Here is a 21,666-nt window from a genome sequence, read left to right on the forward strand (position 1 = left end):
CTGCGTCACCTTGTCGCCCCTGACAGCGTGACCGTTGGCGCGAGCCACGTAGTCGTACATGCCCCGGTGGCCGCACTGGGCATTTGAGGACATCCGCCGCCCGGCCATCCGCGAGTCGGTGGCCGACATGGCCGCTCGCGACCGCCGCCGTACGCTGCCTGAACTGCACCGCTTCAGTCGCCAACTGGGAGTCCCCGCGTGAGTGATCAGCCAGACCAGCAGACCGAGCCGAATCAGAAGAAGCCCTTCTTGTACGTGGTCGTGTGCGCGTCCGGGATCGCTGGCGACGTGGGCAAGCTGATCACCGCGGCTCAGGAGGCGAACTGGGACGTCGGCGTCGTCGCCACCCCGCAGGGCCTCGGCTTCATAGACGCCGAGGCGGTCGAGGCACAGACCGGCTACCCGATCCGCTCAGCCTGGCGGATGCCCGGTGACCCGCGCCCGCTGCCTCCTTCCGATGCCATCGCGGTGGCGCCGGCCACCTTCAACACGATCAACAAATGGGCGGCAGGGATCTCGGACACCTTGGCGCTGGGCATTCTGTGCGAGGCGCACGGCATGGGCATTCCCATCGCGGTCATGCCCTACCTCAACCGAGCCCAGGCCGCCCATCCCGCGTACGCACGCAGCCTCGACGTGCTGCGCGAGATGGGCGTCCTGATCGGCTCGTACGAGCCCCACCAGCCGAAGGCCGGCGGAGGGGCCGACCGCTACCGCTGGGAGGAAGCGCTGGAACTGCTCACTCCCGATCACTCCCGAGCTGTCCCCACGGGCCTGATCGCCGTGTCCGTTACGCCTTTCAGAAGGTGTACGAGGTGAACGGGAGAGCCGGTTCGATCACGAGGCTGAGGATGCGGTCGAGTTCGGCCCTATCCTCGCTGGTCATCAGCTCGACCGCATTGCCGAGGGTCTTCTCAGTGAGCTGTTCCATGAACGGGGCGAGGAAGCTCTGGAGGGTGTCGGGGCTGTCCTCCTTCGTGCGCAGGTACTCCATGTAGCGCTGGTGCTGTGCGCCGAACTCCTCGAATTCGCCCTTGGTGGCGGAGAGAGCTGTTGCCTGCTCTGCCTTGGTGAACGGGCGTCCGGAGCGGTCGCTCCAGGTCTTGGTGTCTGACCGGAGCTTGAAGTCAGCGCGGCACAGAAGGGCGACGATGTGCGGTCGGATTTCGGGCGAGGGCATGCAGGGGTTCCTTTCGGAGTTCGGGGTTGAGGCCCAAATACTCCGGACAATCGCCGGTTTGGGTAACCGGCGATCGTCGGCTATGTTGCGCGCTCCGTGGTCAGCGCCAGCGCGATGGCGACCGCGGTTGTAGGGGAGCGGCGGGCGCCGCGCGGATTGAGCGGGTCGAGCCGACGTTGCCGTGTGCGGCACTGCGAGCCCTTGCCGCCTGGGCCCGGGGGCTGGGGGCGTGACGCTCGCCCAGACGCCGGACGCGCCAGGTCAGTGCACGTGCGGGGCTGCGGGCGTCATCCAAGGTGCGCTGGTCGAGCGCTTGGTCGAGAAGCGCGTCTGCGTTGTGCCCTGCGGCCTCTGCTTCGGCGAGCACGGCTGTGAGCGCGTCCCAGGCGGGGTCGCCCAGGATGCGCTCGGCGCGATCGGGGACCGCCTGCTGGAGGTGGCGGGCGAAGCGCTGCTTCATCTGGAGGCTGGGAGCGCGTTGCGCGAGGCCCGCCACGACCGGCTCAGCTGCCTGCGCGTACGCGATCTGCAGATGGACAAGGGCTTGCTCGGCTGCTGCTTCCTGTTGTGCGTGCGGTGCCAGTGCATCGCGAACGCCACCGCTGTGAGCACGGCGTCCAGGAGCATCGTGAATCCGGTTCCGCCACCGTCCTCGGGTTTCTCGCGCCAGATTGCTTGAACGCTGCGGCGCAGGACGCGGGAGCTGTCCAGGTCGGCCGCGATGCGGGAGCGTGTGGCGCGCTCGAAGGCGGATGCGGCCTGTTCCAGCTCAGCCTTGACTGTGGCCGGTGCGGTGAACGACAGGATGTCCAGTGTTGCGCCGAGCGCGACCAGCTGGCCCTGGGCGGTCGGGTCGTCGCTGTGGATGAGGTGGTGGGGAACTCGTCCGGTGGCTGCTGTCGCCTGACGCCACGGATCGGCCGGTGGGGCCATCACGGGCTCGGGACTGATGGTGGCGAGGCTCTTGCGGATCTTGGGCAGGGACAGGTCGGGGGCGAGCGCGGACCCCGAGTAGAAGACCGGCTCGCCCTTGTCGTTCGTGTCGGCGGGCAGGGCGAAGTTGCAGCCGAGTGCGTCGCCGGAGGGGCCGAGCTTGAGGCGCACGGTCACGCCCGTCGCCTCCAGCAGAGCGAAGAACTCGGCCTCGTCAGCTGCGGCGGCAACCGCGCGGCGCACTCGCAGACGGAGGACATCACGAGTAGCGGCGTCCTGTCCCAGGCGCTTGGCCTTGAAGTGCTCCTTGCTGGTGGGGCGCTTGGCGCCGGTGCCGTCGCCCTGCTTCAGCCGCCTGAGCCGGTAGTCGACTTCGATCTGGCGGGCCGCGCGTTGGACGGCGCGTTGGTCGTAGCCGCGTTCGGGGCGTCGGCCGTCTTGGCGTACGAGGGTGGCGGCGATGTGGATGTGATCGTCGGCGTGACGGACGGCGACCCAGCGGCAGGCTTCCGTGTCTCCGTCGGGGGCGATGCCGGCGGCGGCCACGATCCGCCGGGCGATGTCGGCCCATTGGGCGTCGGTGAGGATCGGGTCCTCGGGTGCCGCTCGGACGGGGCAGTGCCACACGGTGTCCTTGGGAGCCTTGTCGCCCAGCATCTTCACGGGTTGGTCGAGTTGCGCGACGAGCTGGGCCATTACTTCCTTGGGGTCGCGATGGGGGCTGCGGCCGGGGTCGGGAGCGAAGCTGTTCCAGGAGGCCACGAGGTGCGGGTCGGTGTGCTCGTTCGCCCGGCCTTTGCCGAAGAGGTAGCCGATCGTGCGGCGCGTGGCTGCTGGGCCCGAGCTGAGGATGATCTTGGGTATCACCTGATCACCGCCCCTCAGCGACCTGAGCGATGACGGTGTCCAGCTCGGCGACCGACGCATCGACGCGGTCCAGGAGTTGCTGGACGGTTGCCGGGTGAGGCCAGGCGCCGTCCTTGTGGAGGTGCCAGGTGAGCTGGTTGAGGTTGTTGCCGATCTGGCCGAGCTTGCCGTTGGCAGCCATGAGTGCCTTGATCATGGCGCGGTAGTCGGCGACGGCTGCGGTGGGGTCATCGGAGCGGGCAGCGGCGAGCGAGCACTTGGCCACATAGCCACCAGATGCCATGCCGCTCAGGGCAGCAGCGTGCTTCACGAGGGCGAACTCGTTGTCGTTGTAACGCGGATGGAAGCGGTGCTCGCGGAGCTGCTTGTCGCGCAGACGGCGGCGCTGGAGGGGCTTCTGCGGCGTGTTCGGCGAGGGCTTGCTGGTCCTCCTTTCGGCTGGCTCCCCCGGGCCGGCCGACTCCGGTGCCGCCTCGGCGCCGGATGTTCCTGCCCGCTGAGGGGCGGGGGCCGGGTAAGGATTCCTTACCCGACAACTTGCTGCGCTGTCGCCGCTGGTGGTCATCTCCTCCTGCGCGAAGGGAACGTCTCGGTGCTTGTCGTGCATGGGCGGCTCTCTGGTGAGGGGGCTGAAGCGGGGAGGGAGTCGGCTTACGCGCCTGGGACGGTCCTGGTGACGGACAGCCGGTTCCCGGACAGGACGGGCCTACGCGGTGACCGTCTGAGCCTGGTCGAGTTCGGTCTGGAGGGATTCCTTGACCTCGTCGAGTCGTTTGCGGCCCACGCCGAGTCCTTTGTTGCGGATGGCCTGTTCGATGTGGCGGCGGGAGACTCGGCCGCCACGTCCGAGCGGGGCGGTTCGACCGATCTCGATGGCCTGCTCGAACGTGGCGCTCGGTCCCCGGTCACGTTGCGTGCTCTGTGGCTTCGCGGGACGAGCCACTTGCTCTGCCTGGACCTGAGCCACATCGGCTTCGGACGCTGAGCCCGATGTGGTTGCGGAGCCACGTTCCGAGGCGACGTGCATTGTGGAGGGACGGCCACCTTCCCTTGACCCCATGTGCGTGGGGCGGCGTTGGACGAGGAGGTAGAGGTGGACCGCGCCGGCCAGGGCGAGCGGGGCGATGGCGGAGATGATGCCGACGGTGATGTCGTCGAGTGCCAGTCCGGTTCGGGGGGCCTGCTGGTTGAGGCGGACGGCGTGCAGCACGTTGGCCCAGATGCTTGTGGCGGTGGCGGTGCCGACCAGCGCCGCGACGTAGAGCCGGGGACCTATGGGCGCGGTGCGCAGGACGAGGAGTGCGCCGATGCCGATGGCGATGAACCCGTCGATCACGAGGGGGAAGGCATAGGTGAGGGCCGGGTGGATGTGGCTGGCGGCGGCCATCTGACGCAGCGCGTCATAGGAGAGTGCGAAGGCAGCCACAGCCAGCAGTGCCACACCGGTGCGGATCGCGGTGGGCAGTGTCGCCGGTACGAGGGCAGGGGATGAGGTGTGGGCTGGTGCGAACAAGGGCGAAGAGGCTCCAGAGAAAAGCGGGGGCGGCGGTGGGCCGTGATCGGCAAGACTCGTTGCGACTCGTCGCGTACCTGGTCAGAGCAGATACGGGAGTGGCGCTGATGTCGAGTCGACCTGTTGCGGGCAGATGACCCGTCGCTGGTCTGACCTGCGTGGCGACGGGTCGCGACGGGTGGAGGCAGGTCAGGCGGCAGGCGTGGAATCGGGCCCGGACTCGGGGCAGTACCGCTCCCAGGCGTCGGCGAACTGCAGGCGGGTGAACCCCCGCGCCTGGACGTTGCCGGGGAAGCGGCGGTTGGCCGCGCTGATGGTGTAGCCCTTCAGCAGGATCTGCAGATGGCGCGGGGTGAGGCCCTTCTCGGTGTAGCCCGGCCAGGGTGACTCCTCGTCCTGGTTCAGGATGTCCAGGAGACGGCTGGTGCGGAGCGCGGACGGGTTGCCCTCGATGGCGAAGGCACGTCGGATGTCGCCCAGGAGGCGGATGCTCAGGCTGCTGTTGTCCTGGTCCTGCTCCGCCTCGTGTGTTGTCATCGCCAGGCAAGCGGATCGCGCTGCCGCAGGCCAGCGGCCGCCCGCGAGATCAGCGATGGCGATCAACGGCTGCCAAGTGTCGGCTGCACGGTCTTCGACGGGCATGGGAGGCGTCAGGTCCATCGCGGTGGCGTGAAGCGGGGCCAGCCAGGCCACGAGCCTGTCGCGCAGGGCGTGCAGCGCAGGGGTGTCCCGTACGGTGCGGAACTCCGCGACCTTCTCGCCCGGCCTGCGGCGGCGCATCCGGATCACGACCGACCGGTCCATGATCGTGTCGGGCAGATCACCGATCCCGGCGAGAGCTGCCATGGCGAAGGTGGGGAACTTCGACACTTCGTGGTTGGGCCCGGAGACTCGCAGAGTGGGCCGGTTGCGCGGATGACCTGCGTTGAGCAGACCGCGCATCTCCTCGTTCTTCTCCGCGACCTTCACCGAACCAAAGAGGGTGTCGGCCTCATCGACCAACAGGGTCGGCGGGGTGTCGGTAATAGACCGGAACACCGCGGCGGCCGATGCGTTGACCGTGATCAGCGGGTCGTGGACAGTCTCCGTGGTCACGTCCAGCAGGCGGGACTTGCCGCACCGTTTGGCTGGGCCGACGATCGCGAGACGTGGAGCGTGCTGCCATGCCGTCTGCAGGTGCGTGGCCGCCACCCACAGCGTTACCGCTGTGAGGGCTTCATCCCTCGGCAGCACGACGTACCGGCGGAACTGGTCCCGCAGCTCGGACAGCACCCGCTCACCCTCGGAGGGCGGCGCGGGGTCGGAAGGGGGTACGGGCGGCTTGCCGGGGACCGCGACCTCAGGCCACGTGGGCTGGGCGTCGGGGGAGGGCGTCGGTGTAGCGGCTTCCAAGGGGCGGCTCCTTCATTGACGATCGCAGGCAGCGGCGACTGCATATCGGAATTGGCGGGGTAGTCCGGCGGTACCGGATGCGTGGACAACACAGCCACACCCGGTGCGCGAAAGTCCAGTGTTGGTTCTGAAATTGCCCACAGCTTCTTAGCCGGGCCACCGAGTTCCAAGAAGGTAGCCCCGAAAGCGCGGTTAGCGAAATCGTCACTGATTCTTTGAGGTCGCCATCGCTCACAGCAGACGCAAAAACCCTTCCCAGGGCGCCAGGGCGCAAGCTACAACACACCAATGCCGCCACGCCCCCTCGGAATCGGACCCGCCGGACAGGCCGCCGCCCACGCCATTGAGCACACCCGCACTGCACGCGGCTACTCCCAGCGCCAGCTCGCCGCACGTGTCACCGCCCTCGGCAGGCCCATGACCTTCACCGCGGTCTCACGCATCGAACGCCTGGTCCGGCGCTGCGACATCGACGACCTCGTCGCCATCGCAGCAGCGCTTGGAATCCCGCCCCGCGCCCTCCTCGTGAACCCTCCGGCACGCCCGGAGTCGACGAAAGCAGGCGCAACATAGCCGACGATCGCCGGTTACCCAAACCGGCGATTCTCCGGATCATTGTTGTTCCCGCCGCGCTGGACGTGGCCGCCCAGATATCAAGCTGCTATTCAATGTGAGGTGTCCCTTCAGTGGCTTCATTAAGTGCCGTCACCTCGACGGTCGCTATGGGGGCAGAGATGTTTTCAGGCTGCGCGCCCACTTTCCCCCTGGCATCCCGTGCTGTTGCCGGGACCACTGCCTGAGTGGCGACCCGCCTATCCCGCCCTCAACAGACCTGACTCCGTTGTCATTGATGCCGCATCGGCCGAGCCACTGAAAGGATCCGGCTTGCACCGCATGGCCTCCAGCCATACCCGCACTAATTCCACTCCTGCCGACGTACCTCTGCCGCGCCTCTACCGCCCTGAGGACGTTGCCACCGTGCTGGGCTGTTCCGCCTGGTGGGTCAAGGACCGCGCCCGGCGGCGGCTGATCCCCTTCGTGCGCGTCGGTCGGGCCTATCGCTTCTCCGGCGAGCACTTGGCCGAGATCATCCTCATGAACGAAGAGGGACCGGACCGAAGTTCACAGCACAGTCGCAGCACGCCCGCGCCCGCCGCAAAGCACCAACCGCGGCAACAAGCCGACGAAGCAACGCCCACGGCCCGCCTCCGAGCAAGGCCCCCGCGCCGAACGCGCCCGGACCAGTTCGGAACTGCTGCTTAGCACCCTCACACGGAGAAGGGAGCGACCCGGTGGGGTACGCGGAGAAGCGCACGGGCTACTGGCGTGGCCGGTACAAGATCGAGGACGGTAAGTACGGCACGGTCGCCGATGCCACCGGCGTCGTGGTCAAGTTCGCCACCAAGCGCGAGGCAAAGCAGGCGGCAGACGCGGAGGAGGTGACCGTACGCCGCGGCCAGTGGCGTGACCCGGGCCTCGGCCAGGAGACCTTCAGCGAGTACGCGAGCCGCTGGTACGCGGCGCAGGACCTCGCCGCCTCGACGATCAGAACTACAAGCGCCACATCGAGGAGCACCTGCTCCCCGACTTCGAGGACAAGGCGCTCGCCGGCATCCTGCGCACGGACGTCGAGCTGTGGGAGAAGAAGGAGCGCGCGGCCTACGCGGCCTCCAGCGTCAAGACCTGGCGCTCCACACTCCACCTGATCTTCGAGGACGCGATCGACGAGGGCCTGCTCACGTCGAATCCGGCCGCAAGGCGGCGCGGACGCGGCAAGCGCGCCGGCCGCTCCCGCGACCGCGGCCCGGAGAAGGTCGTCACCGACGCGCTCGGCATCCTGCTCACCGCTGAGCGGGCAGCCCTCCTCTCGGGGCGAGACGACGAGTTCGTCGCCACGGTCCTCAAGGGCTACACCGGCAAGCGATGGGGCGAAATCGTCGGCCTGGAAACGGAGTTCGTGCGCCCCGGCGCCTTCCGCGTCGAATGGCAGCTGTACGAGCTGGACACCGGCGAGCTGATCCGCTGCCCACCCAAGGACGACAGCTACCGCACCATCGACTCGACGGACTGGCTGTCTGCCCTCGTCTTCAACCACATCGCCCGTACGAAGCCGACGCCGTGTCCCTGCCACGGCAGGACGTACGTCTTCCGTGGCCAGGGCACGGCCCGCACCGGCGGCCACCAGGGCGCGAAGCTCGTCGACGTCGCACGTCGTGCTGAAGTCTCCACGGGCACGGTCTCAAACGTCCTCAACCACCCCGACCGCGTACGCGAGGGCACCCGCGTGCGCGTCGAACTCGCCATCGCAGAGCTCGGGTTCATACGAGGCGGCACCACGTCGGAGTACGCGGCTCACTGGCGCCGAAATGGCTTCGCAACCTGGCTGTTCACCCCAGCGGTCTCCGGCTGGTACCCGAAGAAGGCCCCGCAGGAGGCCCGCCCGGTACCGATCCTCGGCGAGCCGTGGCCCGGCATCCCGGCCCGAGGCCGAGGCGCTGCTGCTCGGGCCGACGCCTGCTGGCTCCCGATCGCCAAGGGCCTCACACCTCACGGCCTGCGCCACACCCACCGTACGATGATGGACGACCTCGGTACCGAGAAGGTCCTCATGGACGAACGCATGGGCCACATCGACGGCTCGGTCTCCGCGCGCTACGCCCACGTCACGCCCGGCATGCGCCGCCGCCTCATGCTCGGCCTGACCGAGCAGTGGGAGACCGCTCTCGACGCTCGCCGTGCGATGAGTCCTATGTCGCCAGTGATTGTGCTCGACGGGTTGCTGCGCGTTCGCGACTGATCGCTCCTGAGCCGGCACGGTTGCTGCCTGACCTCATTGGACAGGCCAAGCGGTAACGCGTCGGGCCCTCTACCGCGCTGCTCCTTACTTGAGGTGCGGTACGCCAGGAACGTTCATGCTTGATTTTCGCGCAGAAATGGTGGGCCTCTGCTATGTTCCCTCCGTGGAAATCACTCTGCAGCAGGCAGTCAGTGATCTTCGGCAGGCTGGCGTGCTGGAGATCGTCGAGGATGTTGCGTGCGAGGTGTACGCGACCAACGCTGATCGTCATGACCCGGCCCGCGGTGATGACAACGGCACCTTCGCCCAGCTGGTCTGGCGGAACATTGCGAACCTGTGCTTTGAGCGCCTCCGTCAGGCAGGGGTGCCGGTCCGCAAGGTGGCGGGCGGAGCTATTGAAGTGATCTCAGGGCCATGGGTCGTGAGGATCTACAAGTTTCCGTTGCCCGCACCGAGCAAGGTGCAGGAGAAGATCGAACAGTTCCGGTGGGACGGTAGCGCTGCACGGCTTCGGGGCGCCGTTGCCAACAGCGTTGTGAGCGACCAGCTGTCGTTCGACGGTGATCCCGAATGGGCAGACAGTTTCGCCGTCGCAGTTCAGCAGGGCCACGTGCGGATCGTGCACACCGGCGACTTTGAGACGGGCAACTGCGCTGTCGAGATCGGACTTCCGCGCGACAACCGTGAAGGCGGATCCCCTTGGCTCGATGGAACCATCGAGCTTCATAATGATCTCCAGGCAGCACTGCCTGCGCCGCGTGTTTCCACTGACGTGCCCCCGCTGGAGGGGCAGGCCGACCAAGAGACGCCAGCTGAAGAAGACGAGACGGCGCAGGGCAGTGGCACCCTGCCGAAGTCTCCGGACTACAGCGATCTCGGTGAGCATGATCTGCCGCTGCGGCGCCGTACAGACGAACCGCGCGAGAAGCGCGACACGACAGACTGAGAAACTGATGCCGACACCGCTGCGAGGAAGAGGGAGCGCGGAGCTCGCCTCTCGCTCCTTCGAACCCGAGGCACTGACGACTGCTCGTCAGCTTCGAGGGATCCGGAAGAACGAGCTTGCGAAGCAGGTCGGGCTGACACCGGCGGCGGTCAGTCAGTACGAACTCGGGCAGAGTCGTCCCTCCACTACGGTGGTGGCCCAGCTCGCGATGGCGCTCGGGGTGCCTGCGACGTTCTTCGCCGCTGGGCATCCCCAGCCCACGATGCCGAGTGCAGCCCACTTCCGCAGCTTGCGCGCGACGACCCAACTACAGAGGGATCAAGCTGTCGCATTTGGAAAGATTGCGTGGCGGCTGGTCACTACTGTGGAGCACTACGTAGAGCTGCCGGCGGTCTCGTTGCCCCGGCTCGCGCTGCCGTCAGAACCCACACGGGCGGATGTGGCTGCCGTAGCCCGGGAAGCTCGCGAGGCCATGGGTGTCGCCACTGGGCCCGTCCCGCACATGACCCGTCTGCTCGAAGCTCACGGAGCAGTGATCATGGAGCTGCCGCCCATGTCCGAGCGGGTGGATGCCTTTTCTCATTGGTATGGAAGCCGCCCGCTGGTGTTCCGTAATCCGGCGAAGAACGACCGCCCTCGATCGCGGTTCGACGCTGCCCATGAGGCTGGACATCTGATCATGCATCTAGATGCCGAGCCGGGGAGCCGCATCGTCGAGAACCAAGCACACGACTTCGCGGCCGAGTTCCTGATGCCTGGCGCTGAGATCGCTGACGAACTTCCGCAGCGATTGGACTGGGAAGTCCTCTACGCGCTCAAGCGACGGTGGGGGACATCGCTCAAGTCCATCGTCTATCGCGCCCATGCACTCGGCGCGTTCCGGGAGTCGACCTACAAGCGGGCGATGATGTTGCTCGCCCAGAATGGCGATCCAGAGCCGTGCGATCTGGGCCCTCGTGAAGCACCGCTGCTGCTTGAGAAGGCAGTCCGCTTGTGCGAGCAGACCGGCGTCTCGTTCGACGAACTGGTAGCCCGCTCAGGGTTGCCCTTCGAGCTCGCCAACGAGGTCTACGCCACGGCAACGATGACGCGTCCAAGGCTGTCGCTCGACGCCTCCACAGAGAGCGCAGCTGCTGACGCTCCCGTGGCCCTCCAACTCTTTCCGAGTTGAGAGTCCTTCGTCGGCCCATCCCGAGGGTCTGGAGGGAAACGAGGCCCCAGGGTGACGTACGAGCGGGCGGGGCTCCTGCCGGTGATGCGAGCACCGACAGTGCGAAGACCGCTATGACAAGGGAGTTGACCGCGCTCGTGGCTCTCGACACGGCGACCGTCAGCGACCCGGCGGAGGTGCCGGCCACGCTACTCCGTCGACCGCCGCGCCGAGGAGGTCGCCCAGCCGATGCCAGGCGCCCGGGCCGGCGTGCGACATGGGGCTTGCTGCGAACCGCTGCCAAGCCGCGTCACTGTCGCCGAGCACCTCGGAGACGTAGGCCGCGACTGCAGGATGAGTGGTGTCGTAGCGCGGGCCGCGTGCTTTGACTGCTGACCAGGCAGGCAGGAGGCGGAGCAGCTCTGGAGGGCACTCGGGCCGGGCCAGCATGATCTCGGCCCAGCTTCCGCGCAGTTCGGGTCCGCCGCCCAGGCGCCTGCGCAGGTGCAGGGTGAGGTCGAGCAGAGTCTGCTCCGGGGCGGAGTGGCGGGCCAGTACGTCGTCGAAGGTGAGGGACTTTCGGTAGGGGCGGGCGGCGAAGGAGAGGAGGGCCTCCTCGACGAGCGCGTCGTTCCCCGCGTGCCGGTCCAGGTACGCGACGAGAACAGCCTCGTCGGCGTCGGCGAGCTGTCTGAACCGGATGCTTTGAGGGTCGCCGAGGGAGGCCGTGCGTCGGCCCGGCAGGGCAGGGACGGGATCCGTGACGAGCGGCAGGATGGTGGCCATCAGTTTCTCGGCCCGTTGGTTCTCTTCCCACGCGGAATGGCTGGAGGGGTGGCCGTATGTGCTGGATCGGGTAGCCAGGGACCGCCTGGTGTCCTCAACTACAAGACGCGCCCTCTGCCGCGTCTCCTCCGTGACTTCGGGGAGATGGACGAGGAGGGCGTGCAACCAGCCGAGGTCGCGCACGACCCGATAGCGCGAGGCGGGTTCCGGTTCCCAGAGGGTCAGAGCGGAAAGGCAGATCGATGCGAACCGCGTGGCGAGGGCGGCGACGAGCTCCTGGGACGCCAGCCATTCTCGGGGTCGGCCGTAACGCCGGGCCTCGCCGGGGTTGAGGAGGAACCGCCAGGTCTGGCTTCCTGCCCGCTCCACCCAGCCGACGGCGAGGCGGCAGAGAACGGTCTGGATGGACTCGGACTGCATCTCCTCGTCGAGGAATCGTTCCACGTAGTCGCGCTCCTCCTGGGACGCGGCCGCCAACGCGTCGGCGTAGCGCTCCCGAGCCTGCGTGGGCGTCAGCCCGTCCCTGCAGGACCGGGAAACCCGGGTGACGAGAACCGCACGCTCGAAGGACTCCAGGTCGTGTGCCGCGACTTCCTCCAACAAGGCTGGTTCTACGTGCCACGGTATGGATCCGAGCAGGTGCTCACGCACCACGCGATCGGCGGCGGGGTGCGTTGCGGACCATTCCAGCAGGCGGCGGTGATGCTCGGTCTGGGCCCGGAGGACGCCGTCCCACATGCTTTCCCATGCGTCGGTTGCGGCACGGTGGCGATCCATCCACGTATCGACGTCTTCTTCGCCGTCATGCCTGTCCGGCCCGAGCGGGAGGCAGTCGAGGGCTGCGACGAACACAACCTCGTGCAGGCCGTGTTCACCAAGAACGACCTGGGCGGGCGTCGGATCCTTTAGCAGCTCGGGGGCGATGGGCAGGCGCGATGTCGACCGTCGGCGGAGCTCAGTGACGACGGCGTGGATGAGCGCTGCGCCACCCTCTCTCCGGCCGAGGGCACCGAGTCGCGCCTCAGGGCACTTCTGCAGGACCTGCGCCCTGTATGCCTCCGGGCAGGCTTGGTGCGACAGAGCGACGCGGGACAGGTCCATGCGCTCGGTCGTCATGTGCGGGCGCGGTTCGCGACTGAGATCGCTCTCCACTGCCATGGCCAACAGCCACTCGGGCGCGGACTTTGCGAGCGGTCCTGTAAGCAGGGACATGGCCAGGCCGTCCCGATCCGTGCCCGGGGGCGCCGCGCGAATCGCCTCGACAGCCATGCGGGTAGGCGGGGAATCGTCGGACGCCCGCGCGATGACCGTACGCAGGAAGTCGTGAGGAAGAGACAGGCGTGGTTCCGCCGCGGCCATCGGACTCCAATCGTCGGCACCGCCCCGCGACGTGATCCTCTGGTCAGCGCCACCCGGGCACGGTGTCGTATCAGGTGTGAGCGTCAATGATGCCGAAAGGGACTGACAATCCAGTTGAGTTCGGCATGATGCTGACGTCGCTCTACACCTGGCATGACAGGTCTGCCACCAACAGATCGAGGGTGGCCTCCTCGTGGAGTGCGACGCCGAGGGCGGTCATGGCGGGGGCGAGGTCTGGGTCCCAGTCTGCGTCGACCGGCCCACCGTCGAGAGCCAGTTGAGGGATGGCCTCGGATTGACTGCGAGCGGCCAGGCGCTCGTAGTCCGCAGTGTCCATGCGCCACGGCAGGGCTTCGTAGCGGCGGATCACCCGGTTGGCCAGCGCGATCCCCGGCCAGTCGAAGTCGCCGTGGTACGCGAAGCGGCAACCCGTGGCGGCGAGGGCGTCGAGAAGCGTGAAGACCACGGTGGCGGCACTGCCGGAGGTGCACACGATGGGCCGGACGCAGGCGGCGTCCGCCGCGGCTTCCACAACACGCGGATTCTCACAGATGTGGATGAGCGTTGCGGCGGGGAGCTGCAGCCGGAAGTCTCGGAGGTCGCGTGGTGTGACATGAACTTCGCAGTGATGGTCGGCACGCTCCCGCAGAGCACGCGCCCGCCAGCCCTCGCCGACGGGGCGCAGCCCGTAGGTGAGGACCGTGCTGGAGACCTCGTCCGGCGTGACGGACACCAGCCGCCACAGAGCGCGTCGGCCGGCGGCGTCGTCGGGGAACTCGGTGCCATGGGCGAGGGCGACGCCGCGTTGGACGACGCGTGCGAGCCAGGTGCCGTCGTCAAGGCCGTGGGCGGAGCCGGTCGTCATGGCTGCGAGTTCTCCTCGGCCGCGTGTGCCGTTGCGTTCAGTGCCTTCGGGGCCGAGGAGAGCGGTGAGGACTTGGACCGCCTGCTGGAGTGTCCATATCGCCGCTTCAGGTGTCACTCCTTTCGGAACACCGGTACGGCGCAGCAGGTCGTACCACTGCTGAGGCCATTCCTGGTCAGCGAGCGGGGAGGCGTCCAGTGACGAAGAAAGGGACGACCACACCCGCTCCCGCCGCGCCGCCACGTCCGCGCGGGCGGCACGGCGGTCGGTGAGCGGCGGTCCGAGTTCTTCCAGAGTCCGTCTGAGTCCGAGTCCGGCGGCTGAAGCGCGTAGCCGTGCGTCGAGCACGTCGAGCCGTATGGTCGCAGCGGCACCTGTGAGGGGTTTGCCCAGTAGGAGGGACAGATCGTTGCGTTCCTGGGCGTTCATCGCGGTCAGCCGGAGCGAACCCGTGGCCTGTACGCCGTTGCTCTCCAGGCGTTTACGTGCCCCCTGCCAGAGCCGGGCGAGTCCGGGTCCCTTCAGCCAGTCGCGCGTTGCGGCGGGCAGCCCGCTCATACGGACACCAGACGCCGGTGCCGACCGTTCCAGGTGTAGTGCAGGGTGGCCACCCCGCGTACGTGGGGATCACGAAGGCACTCGTAGATGTGCAGGGACGGAACCTCGGGCCAGTTGCCCATGAGCCGCTCGCTGGTGAGGACGAAGTCGAGATCGAGGTCGACGAGGATACGGCCCAGTCGGCCGTGGGTGGGTTCATCGACCTTGGCGAAGGCGTCGTCCAGGAGGATCAGGCGTGGTGCGTGAGATGCCGATTCGGCGAGGCTGCTGAAGTGGGCGGCTGCTGCGGCGAAGAGCACGAGGTAGGAAAGCACGCGTTGTTCGCCCTGGCTGAGCCCCGTCCGGCCGGTCAGTTTCCTACGGCGGCCCGGGGCCGCGTCCTCGACCACGAAAGTGTGGAAGCGGAACCAGTCGCGGTAGTCCAGCGCGGTCCGCAGATGGGCGGCGTAACCGGCCGATGGGTCGGCACGGCGGGCGTCCTCGATCCGGCGTTGCAGCACCTCGCGCAGCTGCTCGGTCTGCTCGCGTGTCCTGAGGCTCGACGGACTGCGCAGCAGCTCGACGGCCGCGCGTACATCCGCGTCCACATCCTCGTCCAGCTTCCACAGCAGCTCGACGCCGAGGCCGTGGGAGGTGCGCACGGTCCGCAAGGTGTCGTTGAGAGCCGCGACCAGGTTCGCAGCGGTGATGACCTGCGCCGAGAGGTGGTCGCCTAGCTCGCCGGTCAGGAACCGCTGGAAGACCTCACGTTCGCGCTCGGTGAGCCGCCCTCGGGCCTCCGTGGCCTGAACCGCGATCCGCTCGCCCACAGCCGCGACGTCATGAGACCCGTGGTCGTCGACCAGCCGGCACACTTTGATCCCGTCGCGCTCCTCCAGCTGCGCGTCGAACCCACCGGCCAGTTGATCGCGAAGATCGGTGTGACGGTTGAGCAGGGTGCTGTCCGACACCTCGCCCTTCGGGCGGCCGAGGGCTTGCTCCACGGCGTCGGCGAGGGCCCGCAGCGCTCGCAGACGGCTGCGCACGTCCGCGCCGGGATCGTCCGACACGTACTCGGGCAGCGAGGACCGGTCGAGGCCGGCGCCGAGCACCACCTCCGGTCGGCCGAGAGCAGTGCGAAGAGCGCTGCCGGTGTCGATGACCGTCGTTTCCTGGTCCGCCAGGGTTCCGCGCAGGCGCTTCTCGTCCTCTTCCGCGCGCACGCGCTGGTCGTGGAGGTCGTCACGGGCTTTCTGCGCCCCGGGCAGGGCGCGGTCGGCGTTCGCGATGCGCTGTTTGGCCTCCTGCTCGCGGGTGAGGATCTCTTCCTCGGACGATCCGATGGCCTCTTCGCGGGTACGCAGGTCCTGCTCAGCGGTGCGCAGTCCGGCGAGGTGGAGCCGGTAGCTCTCGTCCGCGGCCAGGCGATCCCCTTGGGCTCGTCCGTACCGGTCGGCATCGGCCTGGTTGGTACCGAGCCGCCCACCAGTGCCGCTGACGGCCCTGCGCAGATGCCCGATACCGCCGAGCAGGCCGGTGAGTGCGGTGCGCACACTGTCTAGGGCGGCCGGGTCGCGGGGCAGGTCGTGGGCGGTCGCAGTGGAATCCGCCTCGGTCCGCGCCGATACCGCGAGAGCGCGTGTCTCCTCGGCCAGCCGCGCCGCGCGGGTCGCCTTGGCGGTCAGGCCGCGCAGGGTCCGTTCTGCTGACTCGGTTCTGCTCCATGCGTCCGCGAGGTTCCGTGCCCTGGGGAAATCCCGTTCTGCGAGCGTGAGAGCCCGACGCGTGGCATCGGCTACGGCGAGCGCTCCGCGAACGTCGGCCAGCCGCTGTTCCGTCTGCGTGGTTCGCTCCTCCAACTCGGCGAGGATGCGACGCCGAGTCTCGGCCCGTACGGCGGCCCCCACGTACTCGGTGTCGCCCTTGTCGTAGCGACCGTTGAGTACGCCCAGACGCCAACTGCCGTCGAAAAAAACCGCATTGTGTGCGGAAGTCTCTTGTGTCGATGCGAGTGCAATGCTGGCCAGCAGACCCTCAACCTGCTCGGTTGTGATGCCGCAACCCGGTTCAGGGGCTGGGCGCAAGGCCGAGGCGAGAGTCGGTCCGTCGGACAGCACGGGACCCTGCTGGAGAAGGGTGTCCCGGATGCGTGAATCGAGCAGGACGCCGTCCGCACTCACCCACGCGTCCAGGATGCCACTCGCCTCCAGCGCCCCTTCCAGACCAGCTCGGTCGGCAGGCGCCAGCTCGTCCACGAAGTCCACGAGCCGGTAGAAAGGGGCTCCACTGCCCGGCTTCCTCGCGGCGGCACGATGGTGTGGGGCCGGCGGCTCGGGGTCGGTACGTCGCTCCCAGTCCCGCTTCTGCTCCGCCAGACGGTCGAGTTCCTCGCCGAGTCGGCCGACGTCGAGCGCCAATGTGTCCCGGCGTCCGGTGAGTTCCTCGCCGTACGGCTCCAACGCGGCCTGAGCGGTCCGCCACGCCTGGCTGTCGATGTCGGGCGGCAGTGTGCGGTCTACGAACGGCGCGCCAGTAGAGGTCTCGTGGCCGACAGTGCCGTGGACGGCGTCCAGCGACGGCAGGTCGGGACCCAGTGCAGTCCGAGTGCGCACCGCCCACTCGGCGACTTGACGGGAGTAGGCCCCGCTCTCCTCGGCGACCTTCTGACGGCTGCCGTCGAGGTGGCCGGCGGCCTCTTCCGCCTCGTCCTCCAGCCGTTCCCGCTCGGCATCGGCCTGAGCTGCCGCGCCCCGGGCCTCGTCCGCCCGTGCGATGAGGCGGGTCACCTCCTGAACCATCCGGGCCCGATTTCTCGCGACCGTCTCGGCGGCCTGCAACTGGTTCTGCCAGGACCGCAGCCCTTCCTGAGCCGTGACCGTGTCCACGCGCGCCGCCGACCGGTGCCGCACGGCGCGCGTCTCCCCGTCCGGAGTCGTCAACGCGGTTTCGGTGGCCTGGGCGAGAACCGTTCGCGGCAGGGCCACCGCCTCGCCGAGATGGCCGGTGGGAAGCCCGGCTTTTTCCGCCTGCGCCAGCAGCTCCCGATGTTCGCTTCCCAGCTCGGCCAGCCGGCTTCCGAGGTGTTCGACGCCTTCGGCCAGTCGCTCGGCCGAGCCCTCCTCCGTATCGTGCGCGTTGCTCAAGGTCGTGAACGCAGCCGCGGCGGCGGTGTGCAGCGCCTCCACCGTGCTGCGGCGCTCCGATAGTTCGCGCAGGCTGCGGTAGGCGTGACTGGCGTGCAGGGCGGCCAGGTCGGTCCGGGCGTTCTGCTCTTCGTCGCGCAGGGTCTCCAGTCGGCCCTCCGACTCCTCCTCCTGCATCCTCAGGTCGCTCGTCCGCTGAGCGGCGTCTCCGGCCGCCCGGCGCCGCTGTGCGAGGACGCCCAGCTCGTGGCTCACGCTCTGGGCGGAAGTGCGCAGGACCCCGGCCAGGTAGCCACGGTAACTGGTGAGAAATGTGCGCAAGGCCGCGTCGGTGCGTTCCAGGCGGCCGAGTTCGTCCCGTACGGCGTCGAGGTCGTGGAGGTTGCGCGCTACCTTCTCGACCACGTCCTCGTCGAGCCCTGGCAGGGTCTCGCTCAGCAGGGAGACCAGGCCCCCGTGTTCGATCCGGTCGCCGACCGTCGGGCGCCGCAGCCGATGGAGGAGCTGTGTGAGGTTGCGGTAGCGCGTCGCGTCGGTGATGCCGAACAGTTCCCGGGCCACTCGTGAGCGGTGCTGGACCGCACGGTCGGTCGCGTTGTCGGAGCCGACGATCTCCTTGAGCCTGTCGACCGGTAGCGGTTTGCCCGCCTCGACCAGATGCAGGTCCTCACCGATCCGCAGCGGGGTGACGAAGAATGTCGGCAGCGCCTTCTGCGTCGACTTCGAGGCGCGGATGGCGGCGCCGAGCGTCAGGTGGTGGTGACCGCCGTCCTCGGCTGTGCCCCGGAACTCCACCCACAGATACCCGAGACGGTTGGTCTGCTCGAACCCGTCCAGCATCAGCCACGCGAGCGTGGTGCGACCGGTGCCTGTCGCGTCCAGTGCCCGGGAGTCGCCGTCCAGAAGGTACGGAAGCAGCATCTCCAGGGCCTTGGACTTGCCCGCACCGTTCTTGCCACGCAGCAGCAGCCGTCCGTCGCCGAAGGAGAACTCCTGCTCGTCGTACTGCCAGACGTTCTGGATGCCCGCCCGGTGCAGCCGGAAGCGGGTGCCGCCGTCTCTTGTGGGGCCGACGGTTGTCGCAGCTCCGGAACGCGGCAGCGGAACGAGGCCGGGCGCGTCGGTGGTCATAGCGGCAACTCCTCCTGAACGTCTGTGTCCTTGCCGACTGAGGTGGCCGGGCGCACGGTGATTTGGGTGGCGTAGCGGGCTGCCGCTGCCAGCAGCACCCAGCCTTCGCCGCTGGGCCGCGTGCCATGGACATCGGTCACCGTGCGTCCTTCGAGAGCCTCGTCGACGTATCCCTCCGGCAGCCCTTCGCCCTCGGCGCGCAGCCGGCCCGCGCGGGCCATCAGCCGCATGCGGACCAACAGGTCCAGTACGGCCTCTCGCAAGGAGGGGAGGTCCTCCAGGTAGCCGCGCTGCCAGTTGCTGCGCTGCCCGTACTCGGCGACCAGCCCGGCGAGCACCTCGTCCACCAAGCCGTCCGGGGCAGCCACTCCGATGACGAGCGTCCCGCCGGTAGCCGGATGCCCCGGTTCCTGCGGCCGAAGCCGCTCCACGAGCCGTTCCGCCAGCAGCAGCGCGGCCTGTGCGATGGTCCCGGTGCCCGGCAGGTGCAGATCAGTGAGCTCTTCCTCGGGGTCTACCAGCGCCACGCCCTCCGCACGGATCTCCATCTCCAGGCCCAGGAGTTCGGAGAAAGCCTGGGCTTCTCGGCGCTGCCGGGTGCGCAGCCAGTCACGCTCGGAGTCGGTCAGCTCGTCGAGGTGAACGACAGGCGTCTCGACGAGCATCCGGCGCACGTAGGTGCGTGGTCCGCCGAAGCCCGGGTCCGCTGCCCGCCGGACCAGGTCGGCGCCGTCCCGTGCCTGGGAGAGCGGGCCGGCGACGACCACGCGCGCCAGCTCCCGGTCTATCGTGATCAGGGCTTCTCCGCTCGTCTCCTGCGCGAGTGCGGCCACCTGGCCCTCGGTCTCGATGAGCACGCCCCAGTCGACGAGCTGGCGCAGTGCCGCGACCAGGGTCCGTTTCCCAGCCGCCCGGCCCGTTCCCTCCAGCTCGATCCCGGCGTCGGCCGAGGCGGCCCTGATGTCGGCGACCAAGTGGGACAGCAGCATCTGCTCGGGCGCGGTCACCAGCACGGACAGGGCCAGCGCGAGGCAGGCGTACGTGTGTGGGGTGAACGGGGTGCCGGTGGAGCGCTCCAGCCGATGACCCGAACCCGCCCCCAGCCCCGCCTTGAACAGCCGGGCGTAGGAGCTGTCGACCAGCAGGCGGTAGCCAAGCACCTGCTGGAACCGTTTGCCCAGCCAGTCGGCGTGCCGGCGGATCAGCGGGAAGAGGTCGGCGTGGGGGCCGTCCGACGCGACCAGCGGGTGAGCGAGCAGCAAGCGGGCGGCGGTGCGGCGCTCGGCTGCCAGGGCTACGTCGTGAGTCGAGGGGAGGGTCATGACACGCTCGCCTCCGCTTCGCCGTCGACCGCGGCGGAGGTGCGGTCGATGTCCAGCTCCAGGTCGTCGAGCAGCAGGTCGCCGTCGGCCGAGTACAGCATCGTTCGCGTGCCTGCCGTCCGGCGCACGGTGAGGCGGATACGCAGTTCGGCGTCTTCACTGCTGGCCGAGTCGAGGTCGAACCCCGCCGTCCTCTCCCCGCCCGTGCTGACGGACCTGCTCAGCTGTGCGTTTCCGAGCGCTGTGGCCAGCAGCTCCAGGAGCAGCCCGAGCGCCGCCGAGGTGAGTCGTACGTCGGCGAACCGGCCGGACGCACTGCGCAGTTCGTCGGCTGCCGCTGCTCTGGCCGCTGCCCGCTGACGGGCTGCCTCCCTCAGCAGCCGCTTCTGCGCGGAGTGGTCCTCCACCGCTGAGGCCCGGCCCCGCTGGGCCCGGCTGCCTCGCTCGCGCAGGGCCACCGGTACCTCGACCACCGGCCCGGTCCACCAGCTCGTGTAGGCGGGCACCACCTCGTCGGTGGCCGGAGGTATGCCCAGATGGCGGGCGCCGTACAGCCCGAATGCGGCGACGGCGATGTCGTGTGCGTCCTGCGGAGCCGCTTCGTCGAACCAGCGGGCCAGCCGCAGCAGATCCTTGCGCCGGGACATCTCCCCGGTGGCTGACCGCAGCATTCGCTTGGCGTTGGCGAGCAGCGACTGCAACGCGCGCAGGGTGGCGTCGCGTAGCTGGTCGACCTGGCTGCCCTGGCCGTCGGTGTTGCAGAACCAGCCGCGCAGGCCCTCCCAGTCCGCGAATTCGCGGCCGCGGCTGCGCTGGATCCGGACGTCCGGGCGGCTTTCGCTCTGAGCCTGCGTCGAGATCCCGTTGAGTCCCCGGGCGTGGGAGTCCAGCCGGTCCAGCAGAGCCGGGATGTGCGGCCACAGGGTGTCCAACGCCGCCGAGATCCGGGGCGCTCGGAACGCCACGTCCTCCGTGATCGCCTCGACGTAGTCCAGGAGCAGTTCCTTGAAGCCCTGGTACTCGGCGCTGTCCAGGTCGTATCGGGACAGCACCTGGCCGAGGTAGGCGTAGAAGTCGCGTATGGAGTCCGCGAACTCGGCGAACTGCACGAACAGCGTGCTGATCCGCTCCAGCCCGTCCTGCGGCTCGATGCCGCCCGGCGCGGTCACGAGGCCGGCCAGCTCCCGTAGCCCGCGCTCGACCAGTGCCAGCAGTTCGTTGCTCACCTCGCGGGCGGCGTCAGCTTCGGCCAAGACTCCGTCGGCGTCCCGCTGGATGCGTTCGCCCAGTTTCGACAGCTGGTAGCGCGAGCGGGATCGCTGGTACTCGCTGATGCTGGACGCGTTCACCGTGTGGCTGCTGCGGAGCAGGTTGCCCCACTGGACCAGCTGTTCCAGGCGGACCGTGAGAGCGTCGGCATCGAGCGATGCGGCAGAAGCGCCGGCCTGGTGAAGTTTCGCCATGATGTCCGGAACGGCTAGATCCGCCAGCAGCGTTCCGCAGAAGACCCGCATGATCGAGACGTGCTCCAGCCGCTCGGGCGCGCTGAGGTACGTGTACGCGTTCAGCCGCCGCCGTGCCTCCTCGTCGGCGTTCTGGCCTGCACCGGATGTTGATGCCCCCATGGCCGTGAGATTACGCGGAGCAGCCGGGCGCCGCCGGTGGGTGGCTGAAAATGCCACGGACGTGTGCCAGGCCCCCTGAACGGGACCTTCGACTTCAAGCGTGTGAGCGGAGTGGGGCCC

Annotated in this window: 14 protein-coding genes and 3 pseudogenes; 7 read left to right on the plus strand and 10 right to left on the minus strand. The window is 68.6% G+C overall.

Annotated elements, in window-relative coordinates; translation table 11 throughout:
* Positions 1-79 precede the first annotated feature (79 nt).
* Both AB0L33_RS02185 and AB0L33_RS02190 read left to right on the plus strand, forming a co-directional pair.
* Positions 80-202, plus strand: a pseudogene (locus AB0L33_RS02185) (transcriptional regulator); the annotation flags it as partial.
* The gene (locus tag AB0L33_RS02190) at positions 199-819 is read left to right on the plus strand and encodes a flavoprotein (RefSeq protein WP_365677184.1); all 621 of its coding nucleotides are present in this window, start codon (positions 199-201) and stop codon (positions 817-819) included. The pseudogene AB0L33_RS02185 and the gene AB0L33_RS02190, both read left to right, overlap by 4 nt.
* On the opposite strand, the gene AB0L33_RS02195 is transcribed toward AB0L33_RS02190, so the two are convergent.
* The 5 genes and pseudogenes from AB0L33_RS02195 to AB0L33_RS02215 all read right to left on the minus strand — a co-directional run bounded on the left by AB0L33_RS02195 (position 800) and on the right by AB0L33_RS02215 (position 5,885).
* Entirely contained in the window at positions 800-1,180 is a 381-nt protein-coding gene (locus AB0L33_RS02195; RefSeq protein ID WP_365677185.1) for a hypothetical protein, read from the minus strand. The two genes, AB0L33_RS02190 and AB0L33_RS02195, sit on opposite strands and share 20 nt — an antisense overlap.
* Before the next feature lie 100 nt (positions 1,181-1,280).
* Positions 1,281-2,980: pseudogene (locus AB0L33_RS02200) on the minus strand (mobilization protein).
* A 4-nt stretch (positions 2,981-2,984) separates the two neighbouring features.
* Positions 2,985-3,587, minus strand: a complete 603-nt coding sequence (locus AB0L33_RS02205; RefSeq protein ID WP_365677186.1) for a plasmid mobilization relaxosome protein MobC — start codon at positions 3,585-3,587, stop codon at positions 2,985-2,987.
* A gap of 99 nt (positions 3,588-3,686) precedes the next feature.
* Positions 3,687-4,412 (minus strand): DUF2637 domain-containing protein, encoded by a 726-nt coding sequence (locus tag AB0L33_RS02210; RefSeq protein WP_365677381.1) that lies wholly within the window; start codon positions 4,410-4,412, stop codon positions 3,687-3,689.
* A 270-nt stretch (positions 4,413-4,682) separates the two neighbouring features.
* The gene (locus AB0L33_RS02215; RefSeq protein ID WP_365677187.1) at positions 4,683-5,885 is read right to left on the minus strand and encodes a DUF3631 domain-containing protein; all 1,203 of its coding nucleotides are present in this window, start codon (positions 5,883-5,885) and stop codon (positions 4,683-4,685) included.
* Positions 5,886-6,173: 288 nt separating this feature from the next.
* Here AB0L33_RS02215 and AB0L33_RS02220 point away from each other — a divergent pair, with 288 nt between their 5' ends.
* The 5 genes and pseudogenes from AB0L33_RS02220 to AB0L33_RS02240 all read left to right on the plus strand — a co-directional run bounded on the left by AB0L33_RS02220 (position 6,174) and on the right by AB0L33_RS02240 (position 10,799).
* A complete protein-coding gene (locus tag AB0L33_RS02220) occupies positions 6,174-6,458 on the plus strand; it encodes a helix-turn-helix transcriptional regulator (protein ID WP_365677188.1) in 285 nt (94 codons plus the stop codon).
* A 321-nt stretch (positions 6,459-6,779) separates the two neighbouring features.
* Positions 6,780-7,148, plus strand: coding sequence for a helix-turn-helix domain-containing protein (locus AB0L33_RS02225; protein WP_365677189.1), 369 nt, complete (start codon positions 6,780-6,782; stop codon positions 7,146-7,148).
* A gap of 29 nt (positions 7,149-7,177) precedes the next feature.
* A pseudogene (locus tag AB0L33_RS02230) lies at positions 7,178-8,682 on the plus strand (LacI family DNA-binding transcriptional regulator).
* 163 nt (positions 8,683-8,845) lie between these two features.
* Entirely contained in the window at positions 8,846-9,628 is a 783-nt protein-coding gene (locus tag AB0L33_RS02235) for a hypothetical protein (protein ID WP_365677190.1), read from the plus strand.
* A 7-nt stretch (positions 9,629-9,635) separates the two neighbouring features.
* Positions 9,636-10,799, plus strand: coding sequence for an XRE family transcriptional regulator (locus tag AB0L33_RS02240; protein ID WP_365677191.1), 1,164 nt, complete (start codon positions 9,636-9,638; stop codon positions 10,797-10,799).
* A gap of 159 nt (positions 10,800-10,958) precedes the next feature.
* Here the strand turns inward: AB0L33_RS02240 and AB0L33_RS02245 are convergent, their stop codons facing one another.
* The 5 genes from AB0L33_RS02245 to AB0L33_RS02265 all read right to left on the minus strand — a co-directional run bounded on the left by AB0L33_RS02245 (position 10,959) and on the right by AB0L33_RS02265 (position 21,546).
* Positions 10,959-12,833: a hypothetical protein gene (locus AB0L33_RS02245; RefSeq protein ID WP_365677192.1), complete on the minus strand. Its 1,875-nt coding sequence runs from the start codon at positions 12,831-12,833 to the stop codon at positions 10,959-10,961.
* A 232-nt stretch (positions 12,834-13,065) separates the two neighbouring features.
* Entirely contained in the window at positions 13,066-14,346 is a 1,281-nt protein-coding gene (locus AB0L33_RS02250; RefSeq protein ID WP_365677193.1) for a TIGR02679 family protein, read from the minus strand.
* On the minus strand, positions 14,343-18,599 hold the full coding sequence (locus AB0L33_RS02255) for a TIGR02680 family protein (protein WP_365677194.1): 4,257 nt from the start codon (positions 18,597-18,599) through the stop codon (positions 14,343-14,345). Before AB0L33_RS02255 ends, AB0L33_RS02250 begins: the two co-directional genes overlap by 4 nt.
* A complete protein-coding gene (locus tag AB0L33_RS02260; protein WP_365677195.1) occupies positions 18,596-19,921 on the minus strand; it encodes a TIGR02678 family protein in 1,326 nt (441 codons plus the stop codon). Before AB0L33_RS02260 ends, AB0L33_RS02255 begins: the two co-directional genes overlap by 4 nt.
* The gene (locus AB0L33_RS02265) at positions 19,918-21,546 is read right to left on the minus strand and encodes a TIGR02677 family protein (protein WP_365677196.1); all 1,629 of its coding nucleotides are present in this window, start codon (positions 21,544-21,546) and stop codon (positions 19,918-19,920) included. Before AB0L33_RS02265 ends, AB0L33_RS02260 begins: the two co-directional genes overlap by 4 nt.
* Positions 21,547-21,666: the final 120 nt, after the last annotated feature.

The sequence above is a fragment of the Streptomyces sp. NPDC052299 genome (genome assembly GCF_040679335.1).
Classification (GTDB): domain Bacteria; phylum Actinomycetota; class Actinomycetes; order Streptomycetales; family Streptomycetaceae; genus Streptomyces.

Excerpts from the sequence above, each read along its gene's own strand:
- AB0L33_RS02195 (WP_365677185.1), bottom strand. The coding sequence starts at position 1,180 with ATGCCCTCGCCCGAAATCCGACCGCACATCGTCGCCCTTCTGTGCCGC.
- AB0L33_RS02205 (WP_365677186.1), bottom strand. The coding sequence starts at position 3,587 with ATGCACGACAAGCACCGAGACGTTCCCTTCGCGCAGGAGGAGATGACC.
- AB0L33_RS02220 (WP_365677188.1), top strand. The coding sequence starts at position 6,174 with ATGCCGCCACGCCCCCTCGGAATCGGACCCGCCGGACAGGCCGCCGCC.
- AB0L33_RS02225 (WP_365677189.1), top strand. The coding sequence starts at position 6,780 with ATGGCCTCCAGCCATACCCGCACTAATTCCACTCCTGCCGACGTACCT.
- AB0L33_RS02240 (WP_365677191.1), top strand. The coding sequence starts at position 9,636 with ATGCCGACACCGCTGCGAGGAAGAGGGAGCGCGGAGCTCGCCTCTCGC.
- AB0L33_RS02245 (WP_365677192.1), bottom strand. The coding sequence starts at position 12,833 with ATGGCTGTCGAGGCGATTCGCGCGGCGCCCCCGGGCACGGATCGGGAC.
- AB0L33_RS02250 (WP_365677193.1), bottom strand. The coding sequence starts at position 14,346 with ATGAGCGGGCTGCCCGCCGCAACGCGCGACTGGCTGAAGGGACCCGGA.
- AB0L33_RS02255 (WP_365677194.1), bottom strand. The coding sequence starts at position 18,599 with ATGACCACCGACGCGCCCGGCCTCGTTCCGCTGCCGCGTTCCGGAGCT.
- AB0L33_RS02260 (WP_365677195.1), bottom strand. The coding sequence starts at position 19,921 with ATGACCCTCCCCTCGACTCACGACGTAGCCCTGGCAGCCGAGCGCCGC.
- AB0L33_RS02265 (WP_365677196.1), bottom strand. The coding sequence starts at position 21,546 with ATGGGGGCATCAACATCCGGTGCAGGCCAGAACGCCGACGAGGAGGCA.